Here is a 22,996-nt window from a genome sequence, read left to right as displayed (position 1 = left end):
TTTTGCATCGATAAGAGCGGACAATACCATGCCCATTGTATTCGTAAATTTGTTGTTCTTCATTTTGTTCATCATATTGATCCGCTCCTTTTCGAATAGTTGTTGCCCTGTTTCTGACTTAATTGTATAAGATATTGGGAAGAGTCACTATCGAATTAGCTTACAGGAAAATTACACTTTTGTAAGAAAAACGAATGAAAGTGTAATGATGAGAAGATTTGACATATGTTCATGGAATTCATTAAGTTAAAAGGAGAGGTGAGTGTATGGCTAATATTAAAGATATCGCAAAGATGGCCGGAGTTTCAGTTACGACCGTTTCGAGGGTGCTAAATGATCACCCATATGTAAGTGAAGAAAAAAGGAAAGCGGTTATTGAGATAGTTGAGAAGTTGAATTACTCACAAAACGCAAACGCTGTTCATTTATCCAAAGGGAAGACGAATATTGTTGGTGTAATTTTACCTTACATTAATCATCCGTGTTTTGATGCGATGGTAGGTGGAATGATGGAGGTGGCGTTAGCTCATAATTACAGGGTGTTACTTTGCCAAACGAATTACAATAAAAAAGAAGAAATGAAAAGTTTACATATGCTAAAAACAAAACAATTGGACGGCCTTATTATTTGCTCGCGTGCGAATGATTGGGAAACGATAGAACCGTATGCTTCTTACGGCACAATAATTGCTTGTGAAGATAATGATATTTCAAATATCTCAAGTGTATATACAAATCATTCGGCAGCCTTTCAGTTAGGAATGAATTATCTTATTGAAAAAGGTTATAAAAAAATTGGTTATTGTACGGGAAGGAAGTTAGGGCCGAGTAGTCAAAAACGTTTTGATGTTTATAAACATCAATTACAATCCATAGATGAAGAAGTTAATGAAGAGTGGATTTTTACAGAATGTTTTACATTAGAAGATGGTGTGAGAGCGGCTCATAAGTTAAAGGAGATGCAGGTCCTCCCAGAAGCGTTAATAGTAGCAGGAGATGAAGTTGCGATTGGGATTATGACAGAAGTTGAAAAGTTAGGTATTCAAGTTCCTGAGGATTTGGCGATTATTGGTTTTGATAATCAACCTATTTCACAAGTGTTACAGTTGACAACGATTGATCAAAATTTAAAGGAGATAGGCAAAAACGCTTTTGAAATGTTTTATAGGCAAGTGAGCAACGAGAGTTATAAACAAGAAAAGGTGGAGATTCCGTATGAACTTGTGGAACGCTCTACAGTTTAGTCTTAATCCGTTATGTGTATAATCGCATAACGGATTATTTTTTGAAATGTCTTTGACAGGAAACGCGTTTCATACTTTATAAAAGAGTTAAACCGGTCTGTAATAATCCATGGATTCTTTTCAAGTGTTAAAACAATGAATAGAATTTGGAGGAATATGCATGAATGAACTTTTATCGAGTATGAAAAAATATGTAGAGGATGACGAAAAGATTTTAGCTGTTGTGGTAGGGATATTTGAGAAGGATGATTTTACCGTAGCTTACCGGCATGGGATTTTCGCTGCTACTACTAGACGTCTCCTTTTTTACGGGAAATTTTCGGGCTACCCTGCAATATTTGAAGAGTATCCGTATTTGCATATAGATGACATAGATCTCTGTCCATATTTTGAATTTACTTGTAATCATGAAAGGGTTAGAGCTAGGTATCTTCAGAAAGGGAATGTGGAGCGATTTGTTCGTGCAGTTAGAGAAAATATGAATAATTAATCAACCCTTTGTTTAAACATAATATCTCGATCTTTAAGAGGTAAAATGCGGAATAAAAACCACTTCTAAACCTCTAGGAGATAGTGATACAATGTCAAATGGGGGAGGGTATGAATTATGGTTAATCAACGTATAAAGGAAATAACACTAATTACAATTGGTTCATTATTATTCGCAATTGGTATTAATTACTTTGCAATTCCAAACCGTTTATCGGAAGGTGGAATTATTGGTTTAACGGTTGTTACGTACTACTTATTTGATTGGTCACCAGGGATTGTGAACTTTGCTATAAATGCAGTTTTACTAGCTGTTGGTTATAAGTTTTTTGATAAAAAAACGATGGTTTATACGATTTTAGGAATTGTAGAAACATCCTTGTTTTTATATGTTACAGAACATATTGAGTATCATGTAAATAGTGATACGCTATTAGCAGCTTTATTTGCTGGTTTGTTTGTAGGTATCGGATTAGGCTGTATGTTCAAAGCTGGAGGTACATCAGGAGGATCGGCAATTTTAGCACAGTTAGCAAATCAATATTTAGGGTGGAGCGTTGGTAAAGGCGTACTTATTATTGATATCGTTGTAATTGCTGGTTCTGTATTTATAATAGGACAAGAAAAAGCGATGTACACACTTGTTGCAGTATTCATCGGTGCGAAAGTGATTGATTTCATTGTAGAAGGAATGGATACAAAAACGGCTGTTACAATCATTTCAAATCAACCAGATTTAATACGTGAGGCTATTACGAAAAACATGACACGCGGTGTCACTGTATTAGAAGGACGCGGCGGATATACTGGAAAAAATAAAGAAGTTTTATATGTTGTTATTAATAAACAAGAGCTTGTTAAGTTAAAGCAAGTTATTAGCCGAGTAGATGAAGATGCTTTCGTTGTTATTCATGATGTGCGTGATGTGCTTGGTGGGGGCTTTAAAGCGAGCTAAAAGGTGAACGAGTAAAATCGTTCACCTTTTTTTATTCTTACAAAAATGTAAGTGTAATGTAATGAGATTCAATAGTAGATTTTATTGCTTCTTTTTAAAATGGATGTATATATATCCTGCAGAGGAGGAATGTTTATTGTGAAGAAAAAAATGATCACTACTATAATAGCGATGCTAGTGATAGTAGTAATGTTACTGCCTACGAAACTTGGACCAGTTATTGATAAATATAATCCGCTTTATAAGACGAAAGAATACTATACGGTTGTGAATACAATTGGTCAGCATGTTGGTGATGAGTGGTATGAATATGAATTTATTGCATTTGACGAACGTGGAAGAGAACAAAAAATAAAGAAGACTGTTAAGCATATGTTAAAGAGAGATGAAGCATTAAAAGTGTACGCAAAAGGACGATACGGCGAGTCAATTGAAGAAATTGAAGCTGTAAATATTCCTATTAATGCGAAGAGTAAACTTTTAGCGATGAGATAGCGGAATATACCCCTGCCTATTTTTTGTCGAAAATCAAAATACTAGGTAGGGGTATTTTTAGGTTCATAAAAAAGCCTTAGTCCATATGGGCTAAGGCTTTTTTTATTATATAAAGGGGAAGGGGGTACATTGTAGTAGTATGAGTGAAAGGTATAAGAAGAGTAGCTACTAGCAATGTAATTTGGTTATATGAGCGTTCTTCTTATTTGGCTTACTTTCTAACTGTATTGTACGAAATATAGATATGGAAAACTATCGAATTACATTACGCATAGCTTACAAACATGTAAGCCTTCTGTAATGTAATTCGATAGTTAAAAGATAGTAAATTTAATATAGTATAAGTAGAAAGTCTAATGTATTACTTTCTGTTTGTAATGTAAGGAAGAATGAAAAACCAACTACTTTTTAATAACCCTCATCTGTATGTAGATGGGGCTCTTTTTATAAACCTTACAACATTGTAAGGTTTACGTAAGTTAATTCGATAGTAAATTTGTCATATTTTTTGCATAATAGATACAAATAGATGAAAATAATTAGGGATTTAGTAAGAAGGGAGAAAAATGGGATGCGTAAAGAAGAAGTAGTGAGGTTTCCAATTAAAGATTTCTGTAGCTACTTTACTGTTGCCGTAGTATGTATTGGATTATTTGATATCATAACAAACTTAATTGTTAAATAATATAGATGATAAAACAAGAAGGGGGTTCCTTTCTTGTTTTTTTTATGGAGGAATAAAGATGAAGTGGATTGATAGCCATATACATGTTGATCAATATAAGGATGAAGAGAAAAGTAGATTACTTAAAGATTTGGAAAATAGTAAAGAGGTAAAGGGGCTTATTGCGGTATCTATGAATTATCAATCATGTAAGGAAACTTTATCTTTAGGAAAGAAATTCCCTTTCATACACCCAGCAATAGGATTTCATCCGGAGCAACCGATTCATAAAGAAGAATGTGAGCGCATATTCAAATTAATTGAAGCTCATGCTGAGGAAGTCATTGCGATTGGTGAAGTGGGCTTGCCGTATTATTTAACGAAAGAAGATGAAGGGGTTACTATAGATTCATACGTGGCGATATTGAGACGATTTATAGAACTAGCTAGTGAATATGATTTGCCCATTGTATTACACGCAGTTTATGAAGATGCTGATATTGTATGTGATTTACTTGAAGAATATAAAATTTCACGTGCACACTTCCATTGGTTTAAAGGAAATGAAGCGACAATGGGACGGATGGTGAGGAATGGTTATTATATTTCTATCACACCAGATGTTTTACATAAGGAGAAAATTAGAAAGATCGTTTCGTATTATCCACTGGAATATATGATGGTAGAAACGGATGGACCGTGGGAATTTCAAGAGAATACTATAACACACCCTTGTATGATTAAAGATGTATTAGAAGAAGTTAGTGTAATAAAAAAAATTCCAGTAGAGAAAGTTGCAGAACAAATATATAAGAATACAGTTCGCTTTTATCGATTGACTGAATCCTAAAAAACACCAAGCAGCTCGCTTAGTGTTTTTTATTAGGATTCTAATTTTTTCGCACGTCTTAATAATAATAGAAAGACAATGATAACGAACCCAAGTATAAGGAAGAATCCATATTGTTTTATATAATCAATTACGTCATTTGCACTAGTTGGTTTTTCAACGTGGATACCGTCTTTATTAGTAGTAATATGAATATCTTTCATTTTTACTTCATTCGTTTCTTTTTGTAAATCAATCCACTCTATGTTTGGAATACTCTCTAGATCTTTTAATACTTCTTTTAATGGTTTCACACCTAAGTAAGGATGATAGAATGCACCAATAACTCCATCGGATAATTTAGCAACAGATAAAGCACGCTCTTTCATTTGGGCAATAGCTCGTGGTTTATCTTCTTCAATAAATCCAACTGTTTCAGGCATTAATTTCATTCCATGTAGAAATGATGGTGTACTTCTATACGCTGGAGAGTGCATGGATTTCCAAGTTGTATCACTTAACTGCAGCTGACCTACATAAGTTGAAAAGTACTTTGATAAGATTTCATAACCTTTTTGAGACATTGTGTAATGAGGTGCTTCAAATGCGACAGGATATAGTTTAGCATCTACAAGTTCTTGGATACCTTTTTCAATATGATCTGTCGTATATTTTTCTTCAAATGCTTCACCTTTTTTTACATATTGGTTATATGCCTCTATATTTGGGAAATTATCTTTTGTTTTTGGCTTTTCATGCTTCGGTTGACGAATGGGTTGATCAGTTTTTACGTCCCAAAATTCAAACCCTTCACCAGTTTCACTGTCATAAAATTGGTGAGTATAACCATGCATAATAATTGCTGCGCCATCATCTTGCATAGAGCGTAAAAGATCGACTAGTTCGGGTTTATCTTTTAAATGTAGTGTTTTACCTGTATTTGGATCTGTATATACAGGAATAACAGTTATCATGTAAGGAATCTTTTTCTTCTTTAATAAGTCGGCAATATCCTGTAATTGATTTATATCTGCAGCTGGGTGAACATCCTCAAGGCGTAAATAGGCTAATTTTTTATTAGTTTCAGGTTTTTGTTGAAAATAAGAAAATAAGCTTTCGCCAATATAATAAGATATCCAATCAAAGAGGTTGGAAGTTGCAACGTAATACGAATTGTTTTGCTGTACAATTAATGGATAAGTATTATTGTCTCTTAAGGCATGGGCAAGAATTGTTCCATTTGTATCAAGTTGTTTAATTGATCTCTCTTCCTCTAATGTATTCTTTAGCTTACGTGTTGGATATTCAATTTTATCAGAGTTTATATCTTCGTTTTTAAGTGTGATGAACGAAAAACGATTAGATAACTGTTCTATGTTTTGACCTAAAATTAGTAGTGGTCCGGGGAAGCTTTCTAGAAATTCTTTTGCTTCAGTAGAAAGTTTTTCTTGTTTTTCACCCATGTAAATAACGTGTGTATACGAAGATTTATCAGTTACTTCAGATAACTGTTTTATATTTTTAATTGTTATATCATTAGTGAAATGTCCTACTTGTGTATTAAGTATTTGGATATCACTTGTAATTTGATCATCATTTGAACTGTATAAAATAAGGACTTTCGACTTTTCGGTTTTTTGTGCGGAAATAGGGACAGGAATTAATAGTAGTAAACTGAATAAGAGTAATAGCCATTTTTTCATATTATTATTCTCCTAGTTTATATTTAGAATTCAATTTACAATTATATACAAAAAATAAGTTATAGTCTATGAAAGTTACATTTTTGCACGTATTTACCAAATGTTTTTTCACAAAATAGGCCTAAAGCATGATGATAATATGTATAGTTATTTGCTATGATAAAAGAGTAAGAGAATGATAGAACATAGGTAATTGTAAAGGGAAGGCTGAAAGGGGACAAATTTCAGCGGAGAAAGAGGTAGAGGTAGTGAAGAAATTCTTTGTAGGATTTTTAGTCGTTCTTGGGGTGTATTTATATTTCCAAGGAAAGTCTGAAGGAATGGATAAGCTAGTGAAAGAGACAAGCTATGTTGATTCAGAAGAAGCAAAACAGATGAAACAAATTATTATAGAGGAAGCAAAGAAAGTAAATCTTCCAGAATGGATACCTCTTACAATTGCCGAACATGAAAGTCGATTGAATCCAAGAAGTATTGGAGACAACGGAACTTCATTCGGATTGTTTCAATTGCACCGTGGTGGTGGACTTGCGCCAGATCATTTAACTGATGAAGAGTTGAAAGACCCACGTACAAATGCACAAATTGCAATGCCGCATTTGGTGAAGGGATATAAGCGCGGGGTGCAAAGAGGTTTGACTGATTTTGCATTATTGAAATATGTAGCGAATACATCGGGATGGCCAGGGAATTTAGGACCAGAGTGGACGGATAATAATATGAAGTATAACGTTGGATTAGAGAACGTATACTATCGAAATAAAGGTGTACTAAAAGAGTAGGTTTTCGATACCTACTCTATTTTTTTATGGATATTTTTGTCTTCCTGCCTTGTGAAGTACTGCGCTAGTTGTATGTTCACTTCTTCTAGTTTTGTAGAAACTTGTGGTATTTTATATCCTACATACAACGGTGAAACGACAAACCTAGGAACAACTTTACAAATAATTTTTCCGTTTAAGTGATAGAAGAATAAGTTATAACTGCTACACCCTTTATGGAAATCTGTCAGTATGTAACGTACAGTTTGCTGAATGTAATTTGCCATTTCATCTATACATGCAATATCATCAATGATTATATTGAATTCAGTAAAACCGATAATAGGACGCTCTGAAATATTGAGTTCAATACATTCATTTTTTTGAACAATTATCCCTTGGAAATTTTCCTCTTCAATATTCTCGAGATAGTCTACATGTTTCATTCCGATAATTTGCATGTGTGCATGATGCAAACTTCCGCCTGAAAATGGACCATGATTTTTGTATAAAATTACAGATGAAAAGTCTTCGTTTTCCTGTAACTTTAACCAATGTTGAATAGAGAAATGAATTAGTTTTCGCATATGCTCTTCTGTATATGTTGCGATATGATCTTCACAATTATCCGTTTCGATTAACACGGTTTGAAATGTATCTTTTAATGTAGGGAATTTATTTTTCAACCAAATAATTGAGCCCTCAGTTTCTAAAATATCCGTTAAATTTTCTCTATCGCAAAATGGACATGCAGCGCTTCTGTTCCGAATGCTTTCTGGTTTTTGTTTACCGATATCGTTTAAAAAATATAGTTGTTGTGTATCCATTTGTATATACCCCTTTAAAATATGTGTGAAAATCCCGCTTAATACATTCGGGGAAAGGAGAAGGAAATCCTTTAAAGTGAATAGGGAAAAATAAAAGACAAGATATCCTCATTACGATAGGGTATCTTGTCTTTTATTTTTTCTTTAATAATGTGTATGGATAATATAGAGTATTTTCACTATGTTTCGTTTTTCTATTTTTTATTGTGTATAAGGCGATTGCTGTACTTGTGATTATAATAATGGCTTTCTTCATATTCATATACCCCTTTTTATTGTTGGTTTAATTCTTGGCTAACTGCCTTTGCATCGACTAAAGCGTGTAAGATCATTTTCACCATGTTCATCATATTTCTTCACTCCTTTTTATAGTTCATTTAGTTCTTTTACAACTGCTTGTCCGTTCACTAATACCTCAAAGATTGCTTTTACGATTTCTTTCATCATGATTGTTTCCTCCTTTTGTTTGTCTCTCTTGTTTACATCTTTATTGTATAGGGAGGCATCTTTTCGTACTATCGCTTTCCATTACGTGAACATAACAGTTTTGTAAGATTTGATGTCACTTATTGAAATGTTTAGTCTATCTTCATTATTTTCAGAAAAATGACTATTCAAACATAAAATAGGGAAGTATAATAAAGAAGTAAGTATTAAATTCCGTACGAAAGGGGTGAATGAGATGAAACGTTCTTTAGCTGCGCGTGCCAAATTTTTAGATTTTATCTATTTTTGTCGTGCGATTTTTCATGATGTAATTGTTAACGGGATACGTCTGCCCTTTTTTAACAATTGCATAGTAGCTATTGAACGATAGAAATCTCTTCACCCATTTTTAATAAACGTGTGAAAAGGGAGCTATTTGGCTTCCTTTTTCTATGTCGAAAATCATGGGGAATGTTTCTTTCCCATGATTTTTTTATATTGAAAGGAGTACGGAAAATGACAATTTGTAGTGTAAATAATGTAACGAAATCTTTTGGTGGAAACATCATATTTGAAAATATATCGCTTGAAATAAAGAATGGTGAACGTGTTGGTTTAGTTGGCCGTAACGGTAGTGGGAAGACAACAATCTTTGGTCTTCTAACAGGAATGGAGAATGTGGATGCAGGAGCCGTTCATATGAAGAAAGGTACACGTATTGGTCATGTCGCACAAATTCCAAAGTTTGATGAGGGCATGACTGTATACGATGTATTGGGTTCCGCCTTTAAAGTAGAAAAGGAATTAGAAAAAGAAATGCGTGTTTTAGAAAAAAATATGACGGAGGAACGGGAAGCGTCTGCTTTGCAAAAACTGATGGAGAGGTACGGTGTAATTCAAGAAAAATTTACGTTTCTTGGTGGTTATGAAATAGAGGCAAATATTATGAAGGTAGCAAATGGTCTACAAGTGACGGAACTATTCCTCCGATCATTTCTAGAATTAAGCGGAGGAGAACAGACGAAGGTAAGCCTTGCGTATATGCTATTGCAGAAACCAGATTTACTTCTATTAGATGAACCGACAAATCATTTGGATTTATTTGCAGTCGAATGGTTAGAGCAATTTTTAAAAGAATACACCGGAACAGTTATGGTTATTTCACATGATCGCTATTTCCTTGATGAAGTTGTAACGAAAGTTTTTGATTTAGAAGATGGAGAAATTCACGTGTATCATACGAATTATTCTCAGTTTGTTGAGGAGAAGGAAGAAAGGTTGCTTCATGAGTTTCAGGCTTATCAAGAACAGCAAAAGAAAATAAAGAAAATGAAAGAAGCAATTAAGCGTCTACGTGAATGGGCAAATCAAGCGAATCCGCCGAATGAAGGACTCCATAAGAGAGCGAGAAATATGGAACGTGCGTTAGAACGTATGGAGAAGTTAAAGAGACCGATTTTAGAACGAAAACAGATGGGACTTCAGTTTGAAGGGCAAGAGAGAAGCGGGAAAGATGTTGTTGTAATGAAAGAAGTGAGTAAAGTTTTTTCTGACAAACCTTTATTTGAACAAGCGAATTTACATGTTCGTTTTCAGGAGCGTGCGGCTATCGTTGGTCGTAATGGCACAGGGAAGACTACGCTACTAAAATTACTATTAGAAGAAATAGAGCCAGATGCTGGTGAAATTCGGATGGGTAGTAGTGTCAAAATTGGTTATTTATCGCAGCATGCGTACGGAAATATGAAGAGTAATGTATTGGAAGCTTTCAGAGAGTATGTAGCTGTAACAGAGGGAGAAGCAAGACATATATTAGCTAAGTTTTTATTTTATGGTCCAGCTGTGTTTAAGAATGTAACGCAACTGAGCGGTGGAGAAAAAATGAGGCTAAGACTGGCGCAACTTATGTATCAAGACATCAATTTTTTAATTTTAGATGAGCCGACAAACCATCTTGATATTGAATCAAGGGAAGTTTTAGAGGAAGCTCTTGAGCAATATAATGGAACGATTTTAGCTGTTTCACATGATCGTTATTTTTTAAATAAGTTATTTGAAAAGACGTATTGGATTGATGAACGCAAATTATTTGAGTTTGCAGGGAACTATGCATGGGCTCGTCAAAAGTGGGAGGAAAGGATTGAGAAGCAAGTAATAAAGCAGAAACCTCAAGGGAGAAAAAGTATTGAAACAGTCCCTGTAAAAAAGAAAGAAGCTAGGAATATTGAGGGGATTGAAACCGAGTTAATGCGTGTAGAAGAAGATATATATGCACTTGAATGTAAAATGGAACATGTAGCTGATGTTGAAATGCTTGAACAATTGTATGAAGAAAAAACGAAAAAAGAGTTGTTACGAGCGGAGTTATATAATGAGTTAGATAATATTGTGGGGTAAAAAAAAGAAAGCTAATTCCTTTCAGTTTTGCTGAAGGGATTAGCTTTCTTTTTTTTTATAACTATATTTTACTGTAAGAGATAAATGAAAAAGTGTGTTTCACGTGAAACAGTAACTTGGGTAAATCTTTGTTACGCATCTTGCATAGGTTGTGAAACATATGCAATGGTGAGGCAAAATATATATGTTATTAGTAGATTTTCGATAGGATTAATTACGAAAGTAAAGGCTAATTATTTCCCGAGACATAAGTATGTATGATGGAAATCTGAGATTGAAAATAAAAAAGAAAGCAGAGTCACAGCTTTACGCGCTGAACTCTGCTTTCTTTTTGTGTGGTATCTTCTTTTGTTGAAATGATAATAGCGGTCCCGAGCATAATAAAAAAAGCTAAAAAGAGGACGAATTTTGGGAAGAAAGGGAATAGTAATAGCGCCCCGACTATCATAATTGTTAATAATACGTAGTGCAGGACATATTGGAATAGGTTGTCCATGTTTTCGCCCCCTTTTTGGTAATTGATTATTAGTATTCTATGTTTCATGCTGAAGGAATAGAAGTAGTTTTATGTTTTTTAATATAAAATGTGGATGCATAAACTAAAAAACATTAGAAACGATACATATTGAAAACGAAAAGGGACTTATAAAAAAAGCTATAGTAGGGGTTGAGTGAAGATAACTACAACGATATGTAGTTTCCTAAATTAAATAAACAATATTTTTGAAAAAAACCATAAAAATATTTATTTAGAAAGAATTGACAAAATATATTGAAAGTTATAAGCTATTAACCATAAAGTCTACCGGAAAAGTCGGAATAAGATTGTTACCCCTCAAAAACATCTATTTTTTTACGATTAAAACCGACTTTTCCGATTGGCTATAAATGTTGCTGTGGGAGGCATACATAGGGCAAGCAGTTCATAAGGTGTAATTATTAAAAAAAAGTTAGGGTGGGGACAATGAAGAAAAAGACGAAAAAATGGGCTGGTGTATTTTCGGTATTAATGAGTAGTTCGCTTGTGCTATCTGCTTGTGGGGGACAGGAAGATACGGCTTCTACAGAACCGGTTAAACAACAAGATTTAAAAAATATAAAAATTGAAAAGATCGCTGCGACAGATAAAACGAAAGTACCAGATAAAGCGAAGAATAGAAAAGATACGCTAGTAGTTGGTATTAGTAAACCTGGCGGCGTATTTTTACCATATTTCCAACAAAATGGTTGGGATGGAAACGTGACTTCAGTGATTTTTGCATCTCTTGTATCAACGGATAAACAAGGGAAACCAATTCCGGAATTAGCGGAGAAGTGGGACGTTTCTTCTGATCAGTTAACATATACATTCCATTTACGTAAAGACTTAAAATTTAGCGATGGATCGCCATTAACAGCAGATGATGTAGCGTTCACATTGACGCTTTTACATGATAAGGCATATGAAGGTGAAATAGATATCTCTCAATATGCGGTTAAAGGTGGTAAAGAATATAAAGAAGGAAAGGCAACTTCTATTGAAGGTATTCAAGTTGTTGATCCACAAACAATTAAAATTACCACTGAAAAAGTTAATTCACAAGCTATATTTGTTTTAGGTGGTACAGTATTATCAAAAGCTTATTACGGAAAAGATTACAAACAAAATACAAGTTTAGATTACTTAAAAGAGTTATATGGAAAACCGATAGCTGCGGGTCCATATAAATTTGAAAAGTATATCCCGGGGCAAGAAGTTCGATTTGTAGCAAATGAAAATTATTATGCGGGCAAACCCAAAATTCCAAACTTCATTTATAAAATTACTTCTGGCGATACGAAGCTTCAATTATTCCAAACAGGTGAGGTTGACTACACTGGCCTAGGTACTGGTGATGAAATTCTTGAACAGGCTAAGGGTTTAGAATTTGCGAATATCCAAATCGAAACAGCAGCGTCATTTAGTTATATTTATATGAATAATAATAAGCCGTACTTAAAGGATAAAAAGGTTCGCCAAGCACTTATTTACGGATTAGATCGTAAAAAATATGTTGATACAGCATTGAAAGGATACGGTACGGTAGCTAATGTACCAATTCATCCAACTTCTTGGGCTTATACGGAAGAAGGAGTTAATAAATATGAATACGACAAAGAAAAAGCGAAAAAATTATTAGATGAAGCAGGATGGAAAGTTGGTTCGGATGGAGTTCGTGAAAAAGATGGTCAAAAATTAAAGCTTTCTTATTTCGGCCCAAGTTCGGCTAAAGATAGTGATTTATTAATTCCAATTGCGAAAGAGAATTATAAAGAAATAGGTGTAGAATTTAATCCAGAATTTATGGACTTTAATACTATGCTTTCGAAGGTAAATAAAGGTGACTATGATTTAGCTTCTGTTTCGACACCGATTACAAGTGATCCGAGTGAAACAGCTGGTGAATATTTGTCTGGTGTCAATGATAAGAGTCTTGGTTATAAAAATGCGAAAGTAGATGAGTTAATTAAAAAAGGTATTGAGACAGTTGATATTGAAAAACGTAAACCTATTTATAAAGAATTATATAAAGAGTTAAGTGATGACCCACCAGTAATTCTATTAAACTACCGTAGAACAATTACTGGTTATAACGGGAATATAAAAGGAATTGACTCTGAAAAATACAATAGTATTAGCGCAAACTTACCAGTTTTATCATTTGAAAAATAACGATAAGGATGTATAAATAGAAGACATTTTTTCATTCGGTCAGTAATGTACCGCTTTGAAAAAATGTTCTTCTATTTTAGGCATAAGATTGGAGAGAAAAAGGGTGAAAACATATATCGTTCGTAGGTTGTTACAAATGATTCCTACACTGTTCGGAACATCAATTATTATTTTCTTCCTGTTTGCGCTTCTTCCAGGAGACTATATTGATTCAAATCCAAAGATTACACCTGAAAGGGCAGCTGAACTTAGGGAATTATATGGATTAAATAAGCCAATTGTTGAGCGTTATTTTCATTGGTTAGGTAATGCATTGCAAGGGGATTTTGGTTTTTCGCTTCAATATCAGGAACCTGTAACGTCATTATTAAATAAATTTATTTGGAATTCTTTTAGTGTAGCTGTTATTGCATTGTTTTTTATTTGGCTAATTGCACTTATTATCGGCGTATTCTCAGCGACGAAGCAACATTCTTTATTCGATAAACTTGTAACAATTGGTGTCTTTGCAGCAATGTCATTTCCTTCATTCTTTATCGGTTTGTTTTTAATTAAGGTGTTCGCGGTGGACTTTAAGTTATTACCGATAGGCGGAATGATTGATGTCGGGAGTAATTCGACTGGATTAGCTTACGTAATAGAAGTTGCCAAGCATATGGTTTTACCAGTATTTATTTTGACTCTTCTTGGTGTGGGTTCATTAACTCGTTACTTTAGAACAAGCATGTTAGAGGTTGTAAGGCAAGATTACATACGAACAGCACGGGCGAAAGGTTTAAAGGAGAAGACTGTTATTTATAAGCATGCGTTAAAAAATGCAATATTACCGGCGATTACGTTATTAGCATTTGAATTACCAGGTTTATTTTCGGGAGCAATTATTATTGAACAAATTTTTAACTGGCCAGGGATTGGTAATATTCAATTAGAAGCACTAAATTTTCGTGATTATACAGTATTAATGGCATTTACGATGTTTCTTTCTTGTTTAACAATTGTTTCAAACTTTTTCGCTGATATCGTATATGCAGTTGTTGATCCACGTATTCGGTTGAAGTAAGGGGGGATTAGATGGAAACTGTTAAAGCAATTACAGAGAAAAAAGAAAAAAAGAGAAGAAATGAATCATCACCATGGCGACAGGCTCTTAAAAAAATAAAGAGAAATAAGATGGCACTCGTGGGGTTTTATGCACTAATGTTTATGTTTTTATTTTGTTTTGTCGGTCCGCTCTTTTCGCCATATGCATCAGGGAAAATACAAGTCGCTTTAATTAACAAACCACCTAGTTTTTCACATTGGCTCGGTACAGATCAATTGGGAAGAGATATTTTAACGAGACTTATGCAAGCAGGACGCATTTCATTAACAATTGGATTAGCTTCAATGGTCTTATCGGTTATACTTGGAGCTTTATTAGGAGCTATTGCAGGTTTTTATCGCGGGATTGTCGATAATATTATTATGCGTCTTGCAGATATTTTAATGTCGATGCCGGGATTGCCGTTGCTTATTATAATGGGAGCTATTTTATCAGAATGGAAAGTACCATCTGATTATCGTCTTTATGTCATTATGATTATTTTAAGTTTAGTAGGTTGGCCAGGACTTGCACGTCTTGTAAGAGGTCAAATTTTATCACTCAGGGAGCAAGCATTTATGCAAGCTGCTGATGTGTTAGGAATAAAAGATTACCGGAAAATTATATATCATTTAATCCCTAATGTTTTACCGATCTTAATTGTTGTATCCACATTAGGTGTTGCAGGCTCTATTTTAGGGGAATCCGCACTAAGCTACTTAGGTCTTGGAGTCGTCCCGCCTACACCATCATGGGGAAATATGATTAGTGCAGCTAACTCATTAATCGATTTCCAAAAGCGTCCGTGGTTATGGATTCCGCCCGGTTTTGCAATTTTTATAACAGTTGTATCAATTAATTTACTTGGTGATGCACTTCGTGATGCGTTAGATCCAAAGATGAGACGGTAGGTGAGGGAATATGAGTAAAGCGGTAGTAGAGCTGAAAGATTTGCAAACACATTTTCAGACAGAAGAAGGAACAGTAAAGGCTGTTAATCATGTTAGCTTTGCAGTTCGAGAAGGTGAAACAGTTTGTGTTGTAGGTGAATCGGGTTGCGGAAAGAGTGTAACGGCGCTATCGATTATGGGACTTATTGCTGAATCAGGAAGTGTAGTAGGTGGAGACATTTTATATGAAGGAAAAAGTCTTTTAGGTATGAAAGAGAAAGAGCTTCGTAGTTTACGAGGAAATGATATTGCGATGATATTCCAAGAGCCGATGACATCGCTGAATCCCGTCTTCACTGTAGGAGAACAAATTGTAGAAACGTTAAGAGAGCATGAATTACTTAGTAAAAATGAGGCGTATAAAAAGGCAATCGAATTAATTCGTAAAGTTGGTATAGCTCGTGCGGATGAAATTGTGCATTCGTATCCACATGAACTAAGTGGAGGCATGTTACAACGCATTATGATTGCTGTTGCGCTTAGTTGTAATCCTAAGTTATTAATTGCAGATGAACCGACAACTGCTCTTGATGTTACGATTCAAGCTCAAATATTAGACTTACTAAGACAGATAAAAGAGGAATTTAAAACATCGATTTTATTAATTACACATGATTTAGGCGTTGTAGCAGAAATGGCTGATTACGTTGTCGTTATGTATGGCGGAAAAGTTATTGAGGAAGCTCCAGTACTAGAGATATTCCAAAATCCGAAACATCCGTATACGAAAGGTTTGTTGAAATCAAAACCGGTAATGGGAAAACGAATAGATAAACTATATTCTATTCCAGGGCAAGTTCCGAATTTAGTTGGCTTAGGTGAATTTTGCTATTTTAGTGGTCGTTGTGAGCATTGTATGGAAATATGTAAAGAAGAGGCACCAAATTTGAATGTACACGATGAGAACCATAAAGTAGCTTGCTGGTTATATGAGGAGCGTGCGGAACAATGAGTGAACCATTATTAGAAGTGAAAAACTTAAAGACGTATTTTCCAATTAAGGGCGGCATATTTAGTAGAACGATTGGACATGTAAAGGCAGTTGATGGAGTAAGTTTTACTATTAATAAGGGTGAAGTGTTCGGTCTCGTTGGAGAATCAGGAAGTGGAAAAACAACGATAGGAAAAACAATTTTACGTCTCGTCCAAAAAACGGAGGGGGAAGTAAAGTTTAAAGGGCACGATGTTTATTCCTTATCCAAGGAGGAATTGAGAAAACATCGCCCTAATATGCAGCTTGTTTTTCAAGATCCATTTAGTTCATTAAACCCAAGAATGAGAATTGGAGAAGCACTTGGTGAGCCGATGTTGGCTCACGGACTAGCGACGAAAGAAAATGTTCGTGCAAAGGTGATAGAAGTATTGGAGTTATGTGGTTTAGCTCCGTATCATATTGACCGGTATCCTCATGAGTTTTCTGGTGGGCAACGTCAGCGTATCGTTATCGCAAGAGCTATGGTATTAAATCCAGAATTCATTGTAGCTGACGAACCTGTGGCAGCACTAGATGTATCTATTCAAGCACAAATCATTAATTTATTTAGTGAGTTACAGGAGAAAAAGGGATTATCTTATTTATTCATTTCACATGATTTAAGTGTTGTGGAACATTTATGTACAAAAATAGGAATTATGTATTTAGGAACGATTGTAGAAACGGCACCGCGTGATGAGTTATTTACGAATCCACTTCATCCGTATACAAAAGCATTGTTATCAGCTGTGCCAATACCAGATCCAACAGTGAAGCGGGAGCGAATTATACTAGAGGGGGATATTCCCAGTCCAGCAAATCCACCTTCAGGTTGTCGTTTTCATACACGCTGCCCGTTTGCGACAGATGTTTGTACACAAACGGTACCAGAGTTTCGTAATGTTGGTGAAGATCATTTTGTTGCTTGTCATCATGTATAAAAGAGAAGGACCCTTTCAGAAGTTGAAAGGGTCTTTTTTTTATTTACTAGATAAAGTTTGTTTTAAAACAAATTGCTCGATTGCATGGGCAACACCATGTTCATTGTTTGTTAATGTTACAACGTCACATAATTTTTTTACATCTTCTTCAGCATTTCCCATTGCAACAGATAAACCAGCAACTTCTAACATTGGTACATCATTAAAATTATCACCAATAGCAATTGTATCTTCAATTGGTATATTAAAATGAGCTGCCATCTGCTGTAGCCCATTTCCTTTATGGCCATTCTTATCCATAATTTCTAAATTAGTAGGAGCAGATGCTGTAACCATAATAGCAGTGTCTTCTTGTAACATACTTAATAACTGGGCGCGATGACCTGCATTGAACGTTAAAATGAAGAATTTAGATATTTCGAGTTCTTGATTGTTTACAACATCTTCGATTTTTTGGAAATCAGTAATTAGGTTTGATTTCTTTTGTTTTTCTGTAATTCTTTCGAGTTCTTCTAATGTAACATCTAGCGCATGCTTGTTTTCTTCGAATGCCTGCATCACTTGATCTTGCCATGTAGAAGGAGAGTAAACCCCTTTATTTGTATATAGCTTATATGGAAAACCTTCAGCTTCTAGTAATTTTGCAAGTTTGTATACTTTATCGTTTTGTAAACAACGCGAGTTAATTACTTTTCCATCCACGTAAACAATTGCCCCATTGCTTGCTCCAACTGGAAGAGATAATTGGTATTCTTCCAATAGTTTTAAAGCATCCTCTTTTGCGCGGCCAGAACAAATCATTACAATATGTCCAGCTTCTTGTGCAGTTTGGATTGCTTGTAAGTTCTCTTTGGAGATTTCAAGATTAGATGATAGTAGTGTACCATCCATATCTAATGCGATTAATTTCAAAATGACCACCTCTTTGTTTTTATTATACATAGTTATATAGAGGAAACATATAAACTTATCTTGGAAAGATAGTATTTTGTCCTATAGTGTACCATCCAGTGAAAACCTAGTAGATTCAACCTTACTTATTAAAGATTCACCTTGATTTGTAACAAAAGTAGAGAGGAATATAGTTATATTTAGGTTTATGACTGTAATGTTACACGAATGTTACAAACGTGAATGTAGTGGAAAATGCATTGGAATAGGGTTTTTAAGGGTGTTTATAAAAAAACGTAAAAAAAATGTAATAAAATTTACGTAATCATATTGCAACGTAATAATAGTTATGTTACATTAATGTTACAAACGTTACGTTATCAAATTCAATGTAACGGTAACATAAAAACTATGAAAAAAACATTTCTTAGAAATTACATATAGAAAACTTATTCAAAGGGAGGATAAATGATATGAAAGAGCAAGTATTACAAGTAACAAAAGGTGACTTCGTAGGATCAGCAAGTGGAGCGGTAGTATTAACAGCATTAATCGTATTTCTATCAAGTGTATTAGTATAATAGAAGTTCTGTAACAAAAGATAAATGAAGGGAGAATGAAAGATATGAAAGAGCAAGTATTACAAGTAACAAAAGGTGACTTCGTAGGATCAGCAAGTGGAGCAGTAGTATTAACAGCATTAATCGTATTTCTATCAAGCGTATTAGTATAATAGAAGTTTTGTAACAAAAGATAAATGAAGGGAGAATGAAAGATATGAAAGAGCAAGTATTACAAGTAACAAAAGGTGACTTCGTAGGATCAGCAAGTGGAGCAGTAGTATTAACAGCATTAATCGTATTTCTATCAAGCGTATTAGTATAATAAAAGTTTTAAATTGTACAAAATGAAAGGAGAATGAGGAATATGAACAGTGAACAAGTGTTACAAGTAACAAAAACAGATTTATTAGGATCATTAGGCGGAGCAGTAATATTAACATCGTTTATTCTATTCCTTGCAAATATATTAGTATGAGAAATATAAATACAATCATTCAAAAAAAATAAAGACTCTAACGTATTAGTAAGTAGTTAATATGTTGGAGTCTTTTTTGTTTTCCCCTCATATATACTTTCAAGTATGAATATTTTCCCCTTACTTTAAAGAGAAAAAAGTCGAATTTTATATGTAAGAAAAAAAGAGGAATTTGACAGAAAAGATAGAAAATTTTAAAGGTCAGAAATTGTTAGCCTGCTAACTAATTTCTATAAATTGATATTGGAAGCGTTTTCGGTTGGTTTTAAGTATGGACCATTTAATCTATTTACAGGGGGATGAAGATATTATGAAACAAAAATCTATGGATACGCTAGCTGCACAAATGGAGGACTTTTTTCCGGTACGTGATGTAGATCATTTGGAGTTTTACGTAGGGAATGCAAAACAATCGAGTTATTACCTTGCGAGAGCGTTCGGATTCAAAATTGTGGCTTACTCTGGATTAGAAACAGGAAACCGTGAAAAGGTATCTTATGTTCTTGTGCAAAAAAATATGCGTTTTGTTGTGTCCGGGGCCCTAGGTAGCGATAATCGTATCGCAGAGTTTGTAAAAACTCATGGTGATGGTGTAAAAGACGTTGCATTACTTGTCGATGACGTTGATAAGGCTTACTCGGAAGCGGTGAAACGTGGTGCCGTCGCAATTGCTCCACCTGAGGAGTTAACAGATGAGGATGGTACATTGAAAAAAGCAGTTATTGGTACGTATGGTGATACAATTCACACGCTTGTAGAGCGTAAAAATTATAAAGGAACATTTATGCCAGGATTCCAAAAGGTTGAGTTTAATATTCCATTTGAAGAATCAGGTTTAATTGCTGTAGATCATGTAGTTGGTAACGTTGAGAAAATGGAAGAGTGGGTTAGTTATTACGAGAATGTTATGGGCTTTAAACAAATGATCCATTTCGACGATGATGATATTAGTACAGAGTATTCGGCATTAATGTCAAAAGTTATGACGAATGGAAGTCGTATTAAGTTCCCTATTAACGAACCAGCAGATGGAAAGAGAAAATCGCAAATTCAAGAATATCTTGAATTCTATAATGGAGCAGGTGTACAACATCTTGCCTTATTAACGAGTGATATTGTTAAAACAGTTGAAGCGCTTCGTGCAAATGGTGTGGAGTTTTTAGATACACCAGATACGTATTACGATGAGTTAACTGCGCGAGTTGGAAAAATCGATGAGGAAATTGATAAGTTAAAAGAATTAAAGATTTTAGTAGACCGTGATGATGAGGGCTATTTACTGCAAATCTTTACGAAACCAATTGTAGACCGTCCAACTTTATTTATTGAAATCATTCAACGTAAAGGTTCTCGTGGATTTGGTGAAGGGAACTTTAAAGCATTATTCGAATCAATTGAAAGAGAACAAGAGCGTCGCGGAAATTTATAAGATTTGTATCCACCAGTAAGAATTCTTTTGCTGGTGGAAATTTCATTTTCATAGGGAGGAATTATGATGAAATTTGTTACATTTCGTCTCCCTTCGAAAGAAATGCGAGCTGGGTGGCTTGAAGGTGACAAAGTAATCGATATGAATCTTGCTAGTGACGGAAAAGTCCCTTCCTCTATGCTCGCCTTTTTAGAGAAAGCGGATGAGTATGTAGAGTTGCTGCGTAATAGTAAGAATCCAAACAAGGGTATATATTCCTTAGAAGAAGTACAATTGACAGCTGTTATTCCTAATCCGGGTAGCATTCGAGATTTTTATGCATTTGAACAGCATGTAAAAACAGCTCGCGGACGAAGAGGACTAGATGTTGTACCTGAATGGTATGATGTCCCGGTTTTTTATTTTACTAACCATCGTGCTGTTATTGGTCCAGATGATTTTGTAATTGGTCCGAAGAAGTCTAAAAAGCTTGATTATGAATTAGAGATTGCTTGTGTAATCGGAAAAGAAGGAAGGAATATTTCTCGTGAGCGAGCAGAGGAATATATTTTTGGTTATTGTATTATGAACGACTGGAGTGCAAGGGACTTACAAGCAACAGAAATGAAGGTAGGGCTTGGACCAGCAAAAGGAAAAGACTTTGCAACTTCATTAGGAGCGTATCTCGTTACGAAAGAGGAATTAGACATTTATCGTAATGGTAATCGATATGATTTAGAGATGACTGCTCACGTGAATGGGAAACTATTATCAAAGGGAAATTTCCAAGATATTTACTATACGTTTGCTGAAATGATTGAACGTGCTTCACAAGACGTGACCTTATATCCGGGAGATGTGATCGGTTCTGGAACAGTAGGAACAGGATGTATTTTAGAACTTGGTACAGAAGAGTGGCTACAAGATGGAGATGTTGTAGAGCTGTCGATTACTGGTTTAGGTACGTTACGTAATACGGTCAAAAAAGACATGAAAGCAGGTGATGGGCATGTTTTATCGTCACATGGGGGAGCTACCTCATAAACGACATGTACAATTTCGTAAAAAAGATGGAGCGCTTTATCGTGAACAGGTAATGGGAACGAAAGGTTTTTCTGGTACGCAGTCTATTTTGTACCATCATTATATGCCAACGGAAGTAGGTCATGCGGCAGTATCTCATTCTTGTCAGTTGCAGTATGAAGAAGATGTAGCTCTTGCACATCGTCATTTTCGCACGAAAGAAAATAAAAAAACGGGCGATGCAGTAAGCGGAAGAAATTTTATGCTTGGGAATGAGGATTTATTAATTGGAGTAGTGACTCCGACAGAAAAAATGGACTATTTCTATCGTAATGGCGATGGCGATGAAATGTTATTTGTTCATTATGGAACAGGAAAAATCGAAACAATGTTCGGAACGATTCACTATAGAAAAGGTGATTATGTAACGATCCCAATTGGAACGATTTATCGTGTTATTCCAGATGAAGGAGAGACTAAGTTTCTTGTTGTAGAGGCGAATAGCCAAATTACAACACCACGTCGCTATCGCAATGAATATGGGCAATTGTTAGAACATAGCCCGTTTTGTGAGAGAGATATTCGTGGCCCGGAAAAATTAGAGACATATGATGAGAAAGGTGAGTTTGTCGTAATGACAAAGTCGAGAGGATATATGCATAAGTATATTTTAGGGCATCATCCGCTAGATGTTGTTGGGTGGGATGGTTATTTATATCCGTGGGTCTTTAATGTGGAGGATTTTGAACCAATTACAGGCCGTATTCATCAGCCACCACCAGTACATCAAACATTCGAAGGGCATAATTTCGTCATTTGCTCTTTCGTACCGCGTTTATACGATTATCATCCAGAATCTATCCCGGCACCGTATTATCATAGTAACGTGAATAGTGATGAAGTACTGTACTATGTAGAAGGAAACTTTATGAGCCGAAAAGGTGTGGAAGAAGGGTCTATTACACTTCATCCGAGCGGAATTCCTCATGGGCCGCATCCTGGGAAAACAGAGGCAAGTATCGGAAAGAAAGAGACGCTTGAATTAGCCGTTATGATAGATACATTCCGTCCGCTTCGTATTGTAAAACAAGCACATGAAACGGAAGATGAAAAGTATATGTATAGCTGGATTGAAGATGGTTCATATACTGTGAAATAAGCAAAAAGAGGCGTGCTCAATAAAGGAGCACGCCTCTTTAATATGTATAA

25 protein-coding genes are annotated in these 22,996 nt (G+C 34.9%); 20 read left to right on the top strand and 5 right to left on the bottom strand.

What is annotated here, in order from left to right; translation table 11 throughout:
- The first annotated feature begins 266 nt into the window (after positions 1 to 266).
- The 5 genes from DPQ31_RS00995 (at position 267) to DPQ31_RS00975 (ending at position 4,697) form a co-directional block, all read left to right on the top strand.
- Positions 267 to 1,244 (top strand): LacI family DNA-binding transcriptional regulator, encoded by a 978-nt coding sequence (locus DPQ31_RS00995; RefSeq protein WP_001273894.1) that lies wholly within the window; start codon positions 267 to 269, stop codon positions 1,242 to 1,244.
- Positions 1,245 to 1,404: 160 nt separating this feature from the next.
- On the top strand, positions 1,405 to 1,734 hold the full coding sequence (locus DPQ31_RS00990) for a PH domain-containing protein (RefSeq protein WP_098711803.1): 330 nt from the start codon (positions 1,405 to 1,407) through the stop codon (positions 1,732 to 1,734).
- Positions 1,735 to 1,851: 117 nt separating this feature from the next.
- Positions 1,852 to 2,688 carry a YitT family protein gene (locus DPQ31_RS00985; RefSeq protein WP_199632025.1) on the top strand — a complete coding sequence of 279 codons (837 nt, stop codon included), beginning with the start codon at positions 1,852 to 1,854 and terminating at the stop codon, positions 2,686 to 2,688.
- Between the two features lie 138 nt (positions 2,689 to 2,826).
- Positions 2,827 to 3,183 carry a YxeA family protein gene (locus DPQ31_RS00980; protein ID WP_000728436.1) on the top strand — a complete coding sequence of 119 codons (357 nt, stop codon included), beginning with the start codon at positions 2,827 to 2,829 and terminating at the stop codon, positions 3,181 to 3,183.
- A gap of 743 nt (positions 3,184 to 3,926) precedes the next feature.
- Positions 3,927 to 4,697 carry a TatD family hydrolase gene (locus DPQ31_RS00975; protein WP_098711802.1) on the top strand — a complete coding sequence of 257 codons (771 nt, stop codon included), beginning with the start codon at positions 3,927 to 3,929 and terminating at the stop codon, positions 4,695 to 4,697.
- Positions 4,698 to 4,729: 32 nt separating this feature from the next.
- Here DPQ31_RS00975 and DPQ31_RS00970 read toward each other — a convergent pair whose 3' ends face one another.
- A complete protein-coding gene (locus DPQ31_RS00970; RefSeq protein WP_199632026.1) occupies positions 4,730 to 6,379 on the bottom strand; it encodes a DUF2334 domain-containing protein in 1,650 nt (549 codons plus the stop codon).
- Positions 6,380 to 6,627: 248 nt separating this feature from the next.
- Here DPQ31_RS00970 and DPQ31_RS00965 point away from each other — a divergent pair, with 248 nt between their 5' ends.
- The gene (locus tag DPQ31_RS00965) at positions 6,628 to 7,161 is read left to right on the top strand and encodes a transglycosylase SLT domain-containing protein (RefSeq protein ID WP_000713241.1); all 534 of its coding nucleotides are present in this window, start codon (positions 6,628 to 6,630) and stop codon (positions 7,159 to 7,161) included.
- Positions 7,162 to 7,172: 11 nt separating this feature from the next.
- Here the strand turns inward: DPQ31_RS00965 and DPQ31_RS00960 are convergent, their stop codons facing one another.
- A complete protein-coding gene (locus tag DPQ31_RS00960; RefSeq protein WP_199632027.1) occupies positions 7,173 to 7,967 on the bottom strand; it encodes a DUF4931 domain-containing protein in 795 nt (264 codons plus the stop codon).
- A 133-nt stretch (positions 7,968 to 8,100) separates the two neighbouring features.
- A complete protein-coding gene (locus DPQ31_RS00955; RefSeq protein WP_002037821.1) occupies positions 8,101 to 8,229 on the bottom strand; it encodes a hypothetical protein in 129 nt (42 codons plus the stop codon).
- Between the two features lie 420 nt (positions 8,230 to 8,649).
- Here DPQ31_RS00955 and DPQ31_RS29160 point away from each other — a divergent pair, with 420 nt between their 5' ends.
- Entirely contained in the window at positions 8,650 to 8,784 is a 135-nt protein-coding gene (locus DPQ31_RS29160) for an RAxF-45 family protein (protein WP_000830640.1), read from the top strand.
- Positions 8,785 to 8,909: 125 nt separating this feature from the next.
- A complete protein-coding gene (gene abc-f / locus DPQ31_RS00950; RefSeq protein ID WP_199632028.1) occupies positions 8,910 to 10,790 on the top strand; it encodes a ribosomal protection-like ABC-F family protein in 1,881 nt (626 codons plus the stop codon).
- 298 nt (positions 10,791 to 11,088) lie between these two features.
- Here the strand turns inward: abc-f and DPQ31_RS00945 are convergent, their stop codons facing one another.
- Positions 11,089 to 11,286 carry a hypothetical protein gene (locus tag DPQ31_RS00945; protein WP_141555943.1) on the bottom strand — a complete coding sequence of 66 codons (198 nt, stop codon included), beginning with the start codon at positions 11,284 to 11,286 and terminating at the stop codon, positions 11,089 to 11,091.
- A 468-nt stretch (positions 11,287 to 11,754) separates the two neighbouring features.
- Between DPQ31_RS00945 and DPQ31_RS00940 the strand changes: the two genes are divergently transcribed.
- From DPQ31_RS00940 to DPQ31_RS00920, 5 genes are all read left to right on the top strand, one after another.
- Positions 11,755 to 13,482 (top strand): ABC transporter substrate-binding protein, encoded by a 1,728-nt coding sequence (locus tag DPQ31_RS00940; protein WP_000730698.1) that lies wholly within the window; start codon positions 11,755 to 11,757, stop codon positions 13,480 to 13,482.
- A gap of 103 nt (positions 13,483 to 13,585) precedes the next feature.
- Positions 13,586 to 14,542, top strand: a complete 957-nt coding sequence (locus DPQ31_RS00935; RefSeq protein ID WP_000860741.1) for an ABC transporter permease — start codon at positions 13,586 to 13,588, stop codon at positions 14,540 to 14,542.
- A gap of 11 nt (positions 14,543 to 14,553) precedes the next feature.
- Positions 14,554 to 15,474 (top strand): oligopeptide ABC transporter permease, encoded by a 921-nt coding sequence (gene opp4C / locus DPQ31_RS00930; protein ID WP_087971134.1) that lies wholly within the window; start codon positions 14,554 to 14,556, stop codon positions 15,472 to 15,474.
- Between the two features lie 10 nt (positions 15,475 to 15,484).
- Positions 15,485 to 16,465: an ABC transporter ATP-binding protein gene (locus DPQ31_RS00925; protein ID WP_000030774.1), complete on the top strand. Its 981-nt coding sequence runs from the start codon at positions 15,485 to 15,487 to the stop codon at positions 16,463 to 16,465.
- Positions 16,462 to 17,427, top strand: a complete 966-nt coding sequence (locus DPQ31_RS00920; protein WP_001294496.1) for an ABC transporter ATP-binding protein — start codon at positions 16,462 to 16,464, stop codon at positions 17,425 to 17,427. The genes DPQ31_RS00925 and DPQ31_RS00920 overlap by 4 nt, the downstream gene beginning before the upstream one ends.
- A 39-nt stretch (positions 17,428 to 17,466) precedes the next feature.
- On the opposite strand, the gene DPQ31_RS00915 is transcribed toward DPQ31_RS00920, so the two are convergent.
- Positions 17,467 to 18,339, bottom strand: coding sequence for a Cof-type HAD-IIB family hydrolase (locus tag DPQ31_RS00915; RefSeq protein WP_000766432.1), 873 nt, complete (start codon positions 18,337 to 18,339; stop codon positions 17,467 to 17,469).
- Positions 18,340 to 18,791: 452 nt separating this feature from the next.
- Between DPQ31_RS00915 and DPQ31_RS00910 the strand changes: the two genes are divergently transcribed.
- From DPQ31_RS00910 to DPQ31_RS00880, 7 genes are all read left to right on the top strand, one after another.
- Positions 18,792 to 18,899 (top strand): DUF3948 family protein, encoded by a 108-nt coding sequence (locus tag DPQ31_RS00910; protein ID WP_000664237.1) that lies wholly within the window; start codon positions 18,792 to 18,794, stop codon positions 18,897 to 18,899.
- Between the two features lie 35 nt (positions 18,900 to 18,934).
- A complete protein-coding gene (locus DPQ31_RS00905) occupies positions 18,935 to 19,051 on the top strand; it encodes a DUF3948 family protein (RefSeq protein ID WP_000654250.1) in 117 nt (38 codons plus the stop codon).
- Between the two features lie 35 nt (positions 19,052 to 19,086).
- Positions 19,087 to 19,203: a DUF3948 family protein gene (locus tag DPQ31_RS00900; protein WP_000654250.1), complete on the top strand. Its 117-nt coding sequence runs from the start codon at positions 19,087 to 19,089 to the stop codon at positions 19,201 to 19,203.
- Between the two features lie 42 nt (positions 19,204 to 19,245).
- Positions 19,246 to 19,356 carry a DUF3948 family protein gene (locus DPQ31_RS00895; protein ID WP_001083697.1) on the top strand — a complete coding sequence of 37 codons (111 nt, stop codon included), beginning with the start codon at positions 19,246 to 19,248 and terminating at the stop codon, positions 19,354 to 19,356.
- Between the two features lie 310 nt (positions 19,357 to 19,666).
- Complete coding sequence (gene hppD, locus DPQ31_RS00890; protein ID WP_000810910.1) at positions 19,667 to 20,785, top strand: 4-hydroxyphenylpyruvate dioxygenase; 1,119 nt, start codon at positions 19,667 to 19,669, stop codon at positions 20,783 to 20,785.
- A gap of 66 nt (positions 20,786 to 20,851) precedes the next feature.
- The gene (locus tag DPQ31_RS00885; protein WP_097958312.1) at positions 20,852 to 21,808 is read left to right on the top strand and encodes a fumarylacetoacetate hydrolase family protein; all 957 of its coding nucleotides are present in this window, start codon (positions 20,852 to 20,854) and stop codon (positions 21,806 to 21,808) included.
- Complete coding sequence (locus DPQ31_RS00880) at positions 21,774 to 22,946, top strand: homogentisate 1,2-dioxygenase (protein ID WP_097958311.1); 1,173 nt, start codon at positions 21,774 to 21,776, stop codon at positions 22,944 to 22,946. Before DPQ31_RS00885 ends, DPQ31_RS00880 begins: the two co-directional genes overlap by 35 nt.
- Positions 22,947 to 22,996 lie beyond the last annotated feature (50 nt).

The organism is Bacillus sp. COPE52, from assembly GCF_003355115.1.
In the GTDB taxonomy this organism is placed as follows: Bacteria; Bacillota; Bacilli; order Bacillales; family Bacillaceae_G; genus Bacillus_A; species Bacillus_A toyonensis.
Note: the sequence above shows the minus strand (reverse complement) of the source record. Positions and strands in the feature narration are given on the sequence as shown.

Coding starts and splice junctions, on each gene's coding strand:
- DPQ31_RS00995 (WP_001273894.1), top strand. CDS start 267: ATGGCTAATATTAAAGATATCGCAAAGATGGCCGGAGTTTCAGTTACG.
- DPQ31_RS00990 (WP_098711803.1), top strand. CDS start 1,405: ATGAATGAACTTTTATCGAGTATGAAAAAATATGTAGAGGATGACGAA.
- DPQ31_RS00985 (WP_199632025.1), top strand. CDS start 1,852: ATGGTTAATCAACGTATAAAGGAAATAACACTAATTACAATTGGTTCA.
- DPQ31_RS00975 (WP_098711802.1), top strand. CDS start 3,927: ATGAAGTGGATTGATAGCCATATACATGTTGATCAATATAAGGATGAA.
- DPQ31_RS00970 (WP_199632026.1), bottom strand. CDS start 6,379: ATGAAAAAATGGCTATTACTCTTATTCAGTTTACTACTATTAATTCCT.
- DPQ31_RS00960 (WP_199632027.1), bottom strand. CDS start 7,967: ATGGATACACAACAACTATATTTTTTAAACGATATCGGTAAACAAAAA.
- DPQ31_RS00955 (WP_002037821.1), bottom strand. CDS start 8,229: ATGAATATGAAGAAAGCCATTATTATAATCACAAGTACAGCAATCGCC.
- DPQ31_RS29160 (WP_000830640.1), top strand. CDS start 8,650: ATGAAACGTTCTTTAGCTGCGCGTGCCAAATTTTTAGATTTTATCTAT.
- abc-f (WP_199632028.1), top strand. CDS start 8,910: ATGACAATTTGTAGTGTAAATAATGTAACGAAATCTTTTGGTGGAAAC.
- DPQ31_RS00945 (WP_141555943.1), bottom strand. CDS start 11,286: ATGGACAACCTATTCCAATATGTCCTGCACTACGTATTATTAACAATT.
- DPQ31_RS00940 (WP_000730698.1), top strand. CDS start 11,755: ATGAAGAAAAAGACGAAAAAATGGGCTGGTGTATTTTCGGTATTAATG.
- opp4C (WP_087971134.1), top strand. CDS start 14,554: ATGGAAACTGTTAAAGCAATTACAGAGAAAAAAGAAAAAAAGAGAAGA.
- DPQ31_RS00925 (WP_000030774.1), top strand. CDS start 15,485: ATGAGTAAAGCGGTAGTAGAGCTGAAAGATTTGCAAACACATTTTCAG.
- DPQ31_RS00920 (WP_001294496.1), top strand. CDS start 16,462: ATGAGTGAACCATTATTAGAAGTGAAAAACTTAAAGACGTATTTTCCA.
- DPQ31_RS00910 (WP_000664237.1), top strand. CDS start 18,792: ATGAAAGAGCAAGTATTACAAGTAACAAAAGGTGACTTCGTAGGATCA.
- DPQ31_RS00905 (WP_000654250.1), top strand. CDS start 18,935: ATGAAAGATATGAAAGAGCAAGTATTACAAGTAACAAAAGGTGACTTC.
- DPQ31_RS00900 (WP_000654250.1), top strand. CDS start 19,087: ATGAAAGATATGAAAGAGCAAGTATTACAAGTAACAAAAGGTGACTTC.
- DPQ31_RS00895 (WP_001083697.1), top strand. CDS start 19,246: ATGAACAGTGAACAAGTGTTACAAGTAACAAAAACAGATTTATTAGGA.
- hppD (WP_000810910.1), top strand. CDS start 19,667: ATGAAACAAAAATCTATGGATACGCTAGCTGCACAAATGGAGGACTTT.
- DPQ31_RS00885 (WP_097958312.1), top strand. CDS start 20,852: ATGAAATTTGTTACATTTCGTCTCCCTTCGAAAGAAATGCGAGCTGGG.
- DPQ31_RS00880 (WP_097958311.1), top strand. CDS start 21,774: ATGTTTTATCGTCACATGGGGGAGCTACCTCATAAACGACATGTACAA.